Genomic DNA, 9,357 nt, shown 5'->3' on the forward strand with positions numbered 1-9,357 from the left:
CATGGGCGCGGCCGTCGGTCTTTCCATCAGCGCCACCAGCGCGCTCACCGCCGGACTGGTCATGGGCGTGATGATCGTGCCCTTCATCTCCTCGCTTTCCGATGACATCCTCAACCAGGTGCCGACCAGCCTGCGCGATGGCGCCTATGGGCTGGGCGCCACCCAGTCCGAAACCATTCGCAGCGTGCTTCTTCCTGCCGCCCTGCCCGGCATTGTCGGCGCCTTCCTGCTGGCCGTGAGCCGCGCCATCGGCGAAACCATGATCGTGGTGCTGGCGGCGGGCAATGCCCCCATCCTGCGCGGCAATCCGCTGGAGCCGGTCTCCACCATCACCGTTTCCATCGTCAACCAGCTGACCGGCGACACCGATTTCACCGGGCCGCAATCGCTGGTCGCCTTCGCGCTGGGGCTCACGCTTTTCATCATGACGCTCTGCCTCAACATCATCGCCCTCTATATCGTCCGCCGCTTCCGGGAGCAGTACGAATGACCAGCACCTCTTCGGCCTCCGGCGGCTTCGAGCGCACCGCCCGCATCCGCGCCGGCCTTGCCCGACGCCAGACGGGCGAGAAATTATTCCGTGCGCTCGGCATCGTTGCCATCGTGCTGGCGCTCGGCTTCGTCGCCCTGCTGTTCACCGACGTGCTGCGCAAGGGCATTCCCGCCTTTACCCAGTCCAATCTGCACCTGGCGATCACCTTCGATCCCGCTACGCTCAAGGTGGACCCCGCCCCCGAGCGCCAGAACGGTCAGTCGGACGCCGATTTCCGCGCCGCGACCCTGGCCTGGCAGCGCCAGGTGGCCATGCTCAACTGGAACACCGTCATCGAGGCGGGCCTGCGCGAGGCCGCTCCCGCCGGCTTCGACATCGACAGCCGCCAGATCCTGGCCATTGCCGAAACTGATGCCCGCCATCGCGTCCGCGAGCTTTTCGTCAACGATCCCAGCCTACTCGGCCAGACCGTCAGCGTCGACCTGCTCGCCTCGGCCAATACCGACAATTGGGTCAAGGGCAACATCAACCGCGATCTCGGCGACGCCCAGCAGCAATTGCCGGCGCCGACCCGCGCGCTCATCGATATTTTCGAGGAAAACGGCACCATCACCCAGGGTTTTGCCTGGTCGCTTTTTTCCAATGTCGACAGCCGCTCCGCGCCTGCCTCTGCCGGCCTGCTCGGTGCTCTGATGGGTTCGTTCTGGATGATGCTCATCGTCATCCTGCTTGCAGTTCCCATTGGGGTCGGCAGCGCCATCTATCTCGAGGAATTCGCGCCCAAGTCGCGTTTCACCGATCTCATCGAGGTCAATATCAACAATCTCGCCGCCGTGCCGTCCATCGTCTTCGGCCTTCTGGGCGCCGCCGTCTTCATCAACTGGTTCCACCTGCCGCTTTCCGCTCCCCTGGCGGGCGGCCTGGTGCTGACCCTGATGACCCTGCCTACCATCATCATCGCCACCCGGGCCGCGTTGAAGGGCGTTTCCCCGGCCCTGCGCCAGGCGGCGCTCGGCATGGGCGCCTCCAAGACCCAGATGGTGTTCCACCACGTGCTGCCGGTCACCTTTCCCTCCATCCTCACCGCCACCATCATCGGTGTGGCCCAGGCCCTGGGCGAGACGGCGCCGCTCCTGCTGATCGGCATGAATGCCTTCGTCGCTGCCGTCCCCGCGACGCCGGTGGAGCAGGCCACGGCCCTGCCCGTGCAGATCTATCTTTGGCAGGCCAATGAAAACCGCAATTTCTTCGAACCGCGCACATCTGCGGCGATCCTGGTGCTGCTCGGCTTCATGATCTCGCTCAACGCCGTCGCCATTTTCCTGCGCTCGCGCCTCGAAAAACGCGCATAAGAGAAGGTCTTTCCCAAATGGACGTGCTTGCCGGCAAGGTTAAGATGACCCCGCAAACCATGAACACCGCCATGAACCCCATCGACGCCCTGGAGCGCCCCATCCGCCTGACCGCCCGCGATGTCACCGTGCACTACGGCGCAAAGCAGGCGCTGCACGGTATTTCCATCGATATTCCCGATCGGGCCGTCACCGCCTTTATCGGGCCCTCGGGCTGCGGCAAGTCCACCTTCCTGCGGTGCTTCAACCGCATGAACGACACTATCGAGGGGGCCCGCGTCGGCGGCAGGATCGAACTCGATGGAGAGGATATCTACGATCCGAGCCTGGACGTCGTGGAGCTGCGGGCCCGCATCGGCATGGTATTCCAGAAACCCAATCCCTTCCCCAAGTCGATTTACGAGAACGTCGCCTACGGCCCCAAGATCCACGGGCTGGCGCGCAGCAAGACCGATCTGGACGAAATCGTCGTCTCGTCTCTACGCAAGGCAGGGCTGTTCGAGGAAGTGAAGGACCGCCTGCACGAGCCGGGCACCGGTCTCTCGGGCGGCCAGCAGCAGCGCCTGTGCATTGCCCGCGCCATCGCCGTCGGCCCCGAAGTCATTCTCATGGACGAACCCTGCTCGGCGCTCGACCCCATCGCCACCGCCATCATCGAGGAACTCATCGATGAATTGCGCGAAAACTATACCATCGTCATCGTCACCCACTCGATGCAGCAGGCTGCCCGCGTCAGCCAGAAGACGGCCTTTTTTCACCTGGGAAACCTGGTCGAGGAAGGAGTGACCGAGGACATCTTCACCAATCCGGTCAACAAGCAGACCCAGGATTACATTATGGGCCGCATCGGCTAAGGCCGCGCCCCGGAGGATTATGCCATGCCCACCACCGGCACCGACCATATCGTCACCGCCTATAGCGACGAGCTGACTTTCCTGGCCCAGTCCATTGCCGAAATGGGCGGCCTAGTCGAAGTCGCCATCGAGAACGGCACCAAGTCGCTGCTCCGACTCGACCGCGAGCTGGCCGATCTCACCATCATCGCCGACCAGCGCATCGACGACATGCAGCGTCGCATCGACGATATGGCCGTGTCCATGATCGCCCGGCGCCAGCCCATGGCGTCCGACCTGCGCGCCATCATCACCTCGATCCATGTCGCCTCCGACCTGGAGCGCGTGGGCGACATGGCCAAGCAATTGGCCCGCCGCTCCCTCAAGCTCGAAGGCATGAATTTGCAGCCCACCTTCTACAACGGCGTCAAGAACATGACGGCGCTGGTGCTGCGCCAGGTCAAGGAAGCGCTGGATGCCTATTCCAACCGCGATGCCGAAGCCGCCATCGAAGTGTGCAACCGCGACGACGAGGTGGACGCCATGCACACCTCGCTGTTCCGCGAACTGCTCACCTATATGATGGAAGACCCGCGCAATATCACGCCCTGCACCCATCTGCTGTTCTGCGCCAAAAATCTCGAGCGTATCGGCGACCACGCCACCAACATCGCCGAGCGCGCCTATTACCTGCAGACCGGCAAGCAATTGACCAGCGAAGTGCAGGAATTGCAGCGCACCCAGATCAAGACCTAGGCGGCCCCACCCGGCCGACCGCCTTTTCATGGACTGAACGCCGCCTGCCGGCACAATGGGAGCCCCCATGCCCGCGACTATCCTCGTCGTTGAAGACGAAGGCGATATCGCCATTCTTCTCCGCTACAACCTCGAAGCCGAAGGTTTTCGTGTCGTTACCGCCGAAACCGGCGACGAGGCGCAGCAGGCCATTGCCGAAAAGCTGCCCGATCTCATCCTGCTCGACTGGATGCTGCCGGAAGTCTCGGGCATCGAGCTCTGCCGGCGCCTGCGCGCCCGCGATGAAACCGCCCGCGTGCCCATCATCATGCTCACCGCGCGCGGCGAGGAGGAGGAGCGCGTTCGAGGCCTGGCAACCGGCGCCGACGACTATGTGGTCAAACCCTTTTCCGTGCCCGAACTGGTGGCTCGCATCCATGCCCTGTTGCGTCGCTCCAACCCCAACCTGGTGACGGCCGCGCTCAAGGTGGGCGATCTCGAACTCGATCGCACCACGCACCGCGTGCGTCGCGGCAACCGCGACGTCCATCTCGGCCCCACCGAATACCGCCTGCTCGAATATCTCATGCGTCATCCCGGCCGCGTCTATTCGCGCGAACAACTGCTCGACGGCGTCTGGGGCAACGACGTCTATGTCGACGAGCGCACGGTGGACGTTCATATCGGCCGTCTGCGTCGCGCTATCAACCGGGGCAAGGAAGCCGACCCGATCCGCACCGTGCGTGGTGCCGGCTACGCCTTCGACGAGCGTTTCGCCCAGCAGGCATAGAGCCATCTTCGACAAAGATGCACGCCGGTTTTGCCGCGCAAGCTCCGTCTGGCGCTACACCTCGGGCAATTGCCGCAAGGGCATGTCGTCATTCACAGGAACGGTCAGCCGTTCGATCATGCGGTGCACCTGCGGCGGCTCGCTGCCGCGATGCAGCGCACGCAATTGCTCGCTATTGTCCGCATCAGCCTTGGTGCGGCGCAAATTATGCCGCACATAATCCACCCAGGTCGGAACGTGGTAGGATTCCACCCAGATATCGGGCCGCTCCAGGTCGCGCAGAAGCGCCCATTGCCTGGCACCATCGCGGATGCGGATGCGCCGCCGCGCCGCCATCAGGGAAAGCAGGCGCGGAATATCCTCCTGGTCGATGCGATATTCGATCATCACCAGTATGGGGCCGCTGCGCGGCCGCAAGTCCAGCTTCAGCACCGGCTCATTGAAAGTATTGAGCGGATTGAGGTCGCGCGAATCGAATTCAGGCAGCGGCAAACGCAGACCAACAAGCCCGCAGCCCACCAGCATAAGGCTGGCCAGGATCAGCGCCACGCCCACCCCGAAGGCATCGGCGCTGGCGCCCCAGAGCCAACTGCCCGCCGCCATGCCCCCGAAAGTAGCGGTCTGGTACAGCGAGAGGGCCCGTCCCACCACCCAGCGCGGCGAGGAGAGCTGGATCGAGACGTTGAACAGCGACAGTGCCAGCACCCAGCAGGCCCCCGCCGGCAGAAGCATGGCATGACTGAGCAGCAGATCGCGGCTCAGCCCGAGGGCGGCGCAACTGACGGCAAAGCCCAGGCACGCCGCCCGCACGATGGTTTCATTGCTGAATTTCTCGCGCACGCGACCATTGAGGAAGGCACCACCGATCGCCCCCAGCCCGAAGCATCCCAGCAGCGTGCCATAGACCATCGCCCCGCCCCCGACCGCTTCGCTGGCCACCGACGGCAGCAGCGCCAGGATCGACACTGCCGCAAGGCCGAAAAGGAAGCCCCTGAAGAGGACCGTGGTAAGATTGGGGGAAAGCGACACATAGCGAAGCCCCGCCAGGATGGCGCTGACAAAATCCTCACGCGGCAGCAGGTTGGGCGTACGCACTGGCTTCCAGCGGAACAGCGCCACGATCAGCGGCAGATAGCTCAGCGCATTGAGGGCGAAGGCCGCTGCGGCGCCGGCAAAGGCGACGATCACGCCGCCCACCGCTGGGCCGACGCTGCGCATCATGTTGAAGCCCATGGAATTGAGCGTCACCGCCCCGGGCAAGTCCTCACGCGGCACGATATCGCCCACCGAGGCCTGCCAGGACGGGTTGAACAGCGCCGTGCCGCAGCCGATGAGAAAGGTGAAGCTCAATAACAGCCAGGGCGTGAGAAGGCCCATGAAAGCCATCACCCCCAGCAGCATGGAGACGACGGCCATGCCGATCTGGGCAATGATCATCACGATACGGCGGTCGAAATTATCCGCCAGCGCCCCCGCCGCCAGCGAAAATACCATGATCGGCAATGAGGTCGAAGCCTGAACCAGCGCAACCATGTTGTGGGAACTGGTCAGCGTGGTCATCATCCAGCCGGCGCCCACGGATTGCACGAGCCCGCCCAGATTGGACACCAGCGTGGCCAGCCACAGCATGCGGAAGGTTTCATGCCGGAACGGAGCCAGCACCTTGTCAGCCATAACGAATCCTCTCGCTCCTCCTATCTCTAGGGTGGGTGCCCGACATTGACAACCGGACGACCGCCCAAAACACAAAACCCCGGGCGCGAGCCCGGGGTTCAACTGCCTGGAAAGCAAATCCAGCCTAGCCAGCAGCGGTATAGGCGGTCTTGACGATGGTGAAGAACTCGGCGGCGTACTTGCCCTGCTCGCGCGGACCGTAGCTCGAGCCCTTGCGCCCGCCGAACGGCACGTGGAAATCCACGCCTGCGGTGGGAACATTGACCATGACCATACCGGCCTCGGCGTTCCGCTTGAAATGCGTGGCATATTTGAGCGAGGTGGTGACGATACCGGCGGAGAGGCCGAATTCAGTGTCATTGGCCGTGGCGAGGGCTTCCTCGTAATCCTTGACCTTGATGACGGCCGCCACCGGCCCGAAGATCTCCTCTCGGGCGATGCGCATGGAATTGGTCGCGCCGGTAAAGAGCGCCGGCTGCAGGAAATAGCCCTCGGTCGGCGCATTGACGCGCTGCCCACCAGCCCGCAACTGGGCGCCCTCGTCCTGGCCGATGCCGATATAGTCCATATCCTGCTTGAGCTGGCTCGGATCGACCACCGGGCCGATTTCGGTATTCTTGTCCAGCGCATGGCCGACGCGCAAATTCTTGGTGCGCTCGCACAAGGCATCGACGAAGGCATCGTGGATACCCTCGGTCACGATCACGCGGCTCGACGCCGTGCAGCGCTGGCCGGTGGAGAAGAAGGCCGACTGCGCCACGCTTTCCACCGCCACCTTAAGGTCGGCGTCATCCAGCACCACGGTCGGGTTCTTGCCGCCCATTTCGAGCTGGAACTTGCGGCCATGCTTGATCGAGGCTTCGGCAACGCGCTTGCCGGTGCCCACCGAGCCGGTGAAGCTGATGGCATTGACATCGGGGCTGTCGAGCATGGTCTGCCCCACCACCGAGCCGCGGCCCATCACCAGGTTCAGCACACCCTTGGGCAAGCCGGCTCGGACCAGAATATCGACGATGGCCCAGGTCGAGCCCGGCACCAGGTCGGCGGGCTTGATGACCACGGTATTGCCGTAGGCCAGGGCGGGTGCGACCTTCCAGGCCGGAATGGCGATGGGGAAGTTCCACGGCGTGATGATGCCGACAACGCCCACCGGCTCCCGGGTGATCTCGACGCCGACGCCCGGGCGCACGCTGGGCAGCACTTCGCCCGAAAGACGCAGCACTTCACCAGCGAAGAAGTCGAAGATCTGGCCGGCGCGGGTCGCCTCGCCAATGCCTTCCGGAAGGGTCTTGCCTTCCTCGCGGCTCAAAAGCTCGCCCAATTCCTGCTTGCGGGCCAGGATTTCGTCTGCGGTCTTGCGCAGGATCGCATGGCGTTCGAGGATACCCGAGCGTGACCAGGCCGGAAAGGCGGCCTTGGCGGCGGCGATGGCCTGCTTGGTTTCTTCGGCGCTGGCGCGGGCATAGACCCCCACCACGTCCTTGAGGTCGGAGGGATTGATATTCTCGCTCCCGTCCGCGCCCACCCATTCCCCATCGATAAGGTTCTTGTGCAGTTCAGCCATTTTGGGGTGCCTTTCAGATAAAACTAGAGAAGGTCGGCCCGGGCCAGATCGCGCAGCAGATGGCTGGCGCCATAGGTCCAGGGCGGACATTTGGTGGAAAGATTGACGCGGTTGGAAAGCGTACCGAGCGTGGGTGTCGAGATCGTGACGACATCGCCCAGCCTGTGGGTGAAGCCCTGCCCCGCCCCGCCCCGGTCCTGAACCGGTGCGAACATGGTGCCCAGATAGAGCACCAGCCCATCGGGATATTGGTGATGGCTGCCGATGGTGGCGGCAACCAGCGATTCGGGCGTGCGGGAAATCTGCGCCATCGAGGAGTGGCCATCGAGAACGAAGCCGTCCTCTCCCTCAACGCGCAAGGCGATTTCGCAGGTCTTGATCGTTTCAAGGGTGAACTCACCCGAGAAAAGCCGGACGAACGGACCCAGCGCCGCCGAGGCATTGTTGTCCTTGGCCTTGCCGAGCAACAGGGCCGAACGGCCTTCGACATCGCGCAGATTGACGTCATTGCCCAGCGTCGCCCCGATGATGGCGCCGGTGCTGGTAACCAGAAGAGCGACCTCGGGCTCGGGATTGTTCCAGCTCGAAACCGGATGCAGCCCAATTTCGGCGCCATAGCCCACCGAACTCATGGGCTGGCCTTTGGTGAAGATTTCGGCATCGGGGCCGATACCAACCTCCAGATACTGGCTCCAGACGCCCTTTTCGATCAGTGCTGCCTTGACCTTCATGGCCGTTTCCGAGCCCGGCACCAGCTCGCTGAGGTCAGTACCGATCAGGCCCAGGATTTCGCCACGCAGCGCATCGGCGCGGCCCTTGTCGCCCCGCGCCTGCTCCTCGATGACCCGCTCGAGCAGCGAGACCACGAAGGTCACGCCAGAGGCCTTGATCGCCTGCAGGTCGATGGGCGAGAGCAGCCGGGGCAGTTCGTCGCGCCCGGCACCAGCCAGGGAGTTGGCGAGAATCGCGTCCGCATCTCCCAGAGGCACCCCCGGCGCCTGCGCCACATGCTCTGCGGCACGACCGCTTTCGGCGATATCGCGCACGCTGGCCATGCCTTTGGCGGTGATATCGACCACCATTCCGTCCCGAACCGTGACGATGCGCGGATGGTCATGGCCAGGCACCAGCGCGCGACCGAGCAAGATGCCGTCCGGATAAAGCCTTTCGCCCATGTTTCCGCTCTCCAAGTGATGGGCAGTGAGTACCCTACCGGCCCGGCGCAGGGCAAGCGCGCAAAGTCATACTTTTGTTCATGAACCCGAGTTCACAGCACCGTTCAACTCCGGTTCATCCGCGCCGCAATACTGACGCATTGGTCGGGGAGGACTCCCCGCAACCTATCCAGGAGTAAACTCATGCGTCGTCTTGCTGCCCTCGTTCCCTTTGCCCTGATGGCCGGCCTTTCCCTGCCTGCACTGGCGGGCACCATCACCATTGAAGGCCGCGGCGAAGTGCTGGCGGCCCCCGACATGGCCCAGATCAATTCCGGCGTCACCACCCAGGGCGCCTCGGCGCGCGAGGCACTTGACGCCAATACCGCCGCCATGAGCGAGCTGATCGCGGCGCTCAAGGCCTCCGGTATCGAAGCGCGCGACATCCAGACTTCGGGCTTTTCGGTCAATCCGAACTATGTCTATTCCGACGAGCGCGACGAGAATGGCTATTCCCTTCCGCCTCGCATCAATGGCTATCAGGTTAGCAATACGGTAACCGTAACGGTGCGCAAGCTTGACGCTCTGGGCACCATTCTCGACAAATCCGTCACCATCGGCGCCAACACCGTCAACGGCGTCAGCTTCTCGGTGGCCGATCCGTCGGACCTCTACAATCAGGCCCGCAAGGCCGCCTTTGCCGACGCCCGCGCCAAGGCTGAGCTCTATGCCGACGCCGCCAATGTGACGCTGGACGAAATC

9 protein-coding genes are annotated in these 9,357 nt (G+C 63.6%); 6 read left to right on the plus strand and 3 right to left on the minus strand.

The window, feature by feature from the left end:
* From VDP82_RS09295 to phoB, 5 genes are all read left to right on the plus strand, one after another.
* A partial coding sequence (locus VDP82_RS09295; RefSeq protein WP_323014570.1) for a PstC family ABC transporter permease occupies positions 1-490 on the plus strand: 490 nt, incomplete at its 5' end.
* Positions 487-1,845 carry a phosphate ABC transporter permease PstA gene (gene pstA / locus VDP82_RS09300; protein ID WP_323014571.1) on the plus strand — a complete coding sequence of 453 codons (1,359 nt, stop codon included), beginning with the start codon at positions 487-489 and terminating at the stop codon, positions 1,843-1,845. The genes VDP82_RS09295 and pstA, both read left to right, overlap by 4 nt.
* A 71-nt stretch (positions 1,846-1,916) precedes the next feature.
* On the plus strand, positions 1,917-2,699 hold the full coding sequence (pstB, locus tag VDP82_RS09305) for a phosphate ABC transporter ATP-binding protein PstB (protein WP_323014578.1): 783 nt from the start codon (positions 1,917-1,919) through the stop codon (positions 2,697-2,699).
* Between the two features lie 24 nt (positions 2,700-2,723).
* Positions 2,724-3,434: a phosphate signaling complex protein PhoU gene (gene phoU, locus VDP82_RS09310; RefSeq protein WP_323014572.1), complete on the plus strand. Its 711-nt coding sequence runs from the start codon at positions 2,724-2,726 to the stop codon at positions 3,432-3,434.
* Between the two features lie 67 nt (positions 3,435-3,501).
* Positions 3,502-4,203, plus strand: coding sequence for a phosphate regulon transcriptional regulator PhoB (gene phoB / locus VDP82_RS09315; protein ID WP_323014573.1), 702 nt, complete (start codon positions 3,502-3,504; stop codon positions 4,201-4,203).
* A 54-nt stretch (positions 4,204-4,257) separates the two neighbouring features.
* Here phoB and VDP82_RS09320 read toward each other — a convergent pair whose 3' ends face one another.
* The 3 genes from VDP82_RS09320 to VDP82_RS09330 all read right to left on the minus strand — a co-directional run bounded on the left by VDP82_RS09320 (position 4,258) and on the right by VDP82_RS09330 (position 8,616).
* Complete coding sequence (locus VDP82_RS09320; RefSeq protein ID WP_323014574.1) at positions 4,258-5,877, minus strand: MFS transporter; 1,620 nt, start codon at positions 5,875-5,877, stop codon at positions 4,258-4,260.
* Between the two features lie 124 nt (positions 5,878-6,001).
* Positions 6,002-7,441: an aldehyde dehydrogenase family protein gene (locus tag VDP82_RS09325; protein ID WP_323014575.1), complete on the minus strand. Its 1,440-nt coding sequence runs from the start codon at positions 7,439-7,441 to the stop codon at positions 6,002-6,004.
* 23 nt (positions 7,442-7,464) lie between these two features.
* On the minus strand, positions 7,465-8,616 hold the full coding sequence (locus VDP82_RS09330) for a fumarylacetoacetate hydrolase family protein (RefSeq protein ID WP_323014576.1): 1,152 nt from the start codon (positions 8,614-8,616) through the stop codon (positions 7,465-7,467).
* Positions 8,617-8,799: 183 nt separating this feature from the next.
* On the opposite strand from VDP82_RS09330, the gene VDP82_RS09335 reads away from it, so the two are divergent.
* Positions 8,800-9,357 (plus strand): SIMPL domain-containing protein (locus tag VDP82_RS09335; protein WP_323014577.1); only part of this gene is annotated, 558 nt, incomplete at its 3' end.

Origin of the sequence: Devosia sp., from assembly GCF_034675085.1 — a bacterium.
In the GTDB taxonomy this organism is placed as follows: Bacteria; Pseudomonadota; Alphaproteobacteria; order Rhizobiales; family Devosiaceae; genus Devosia.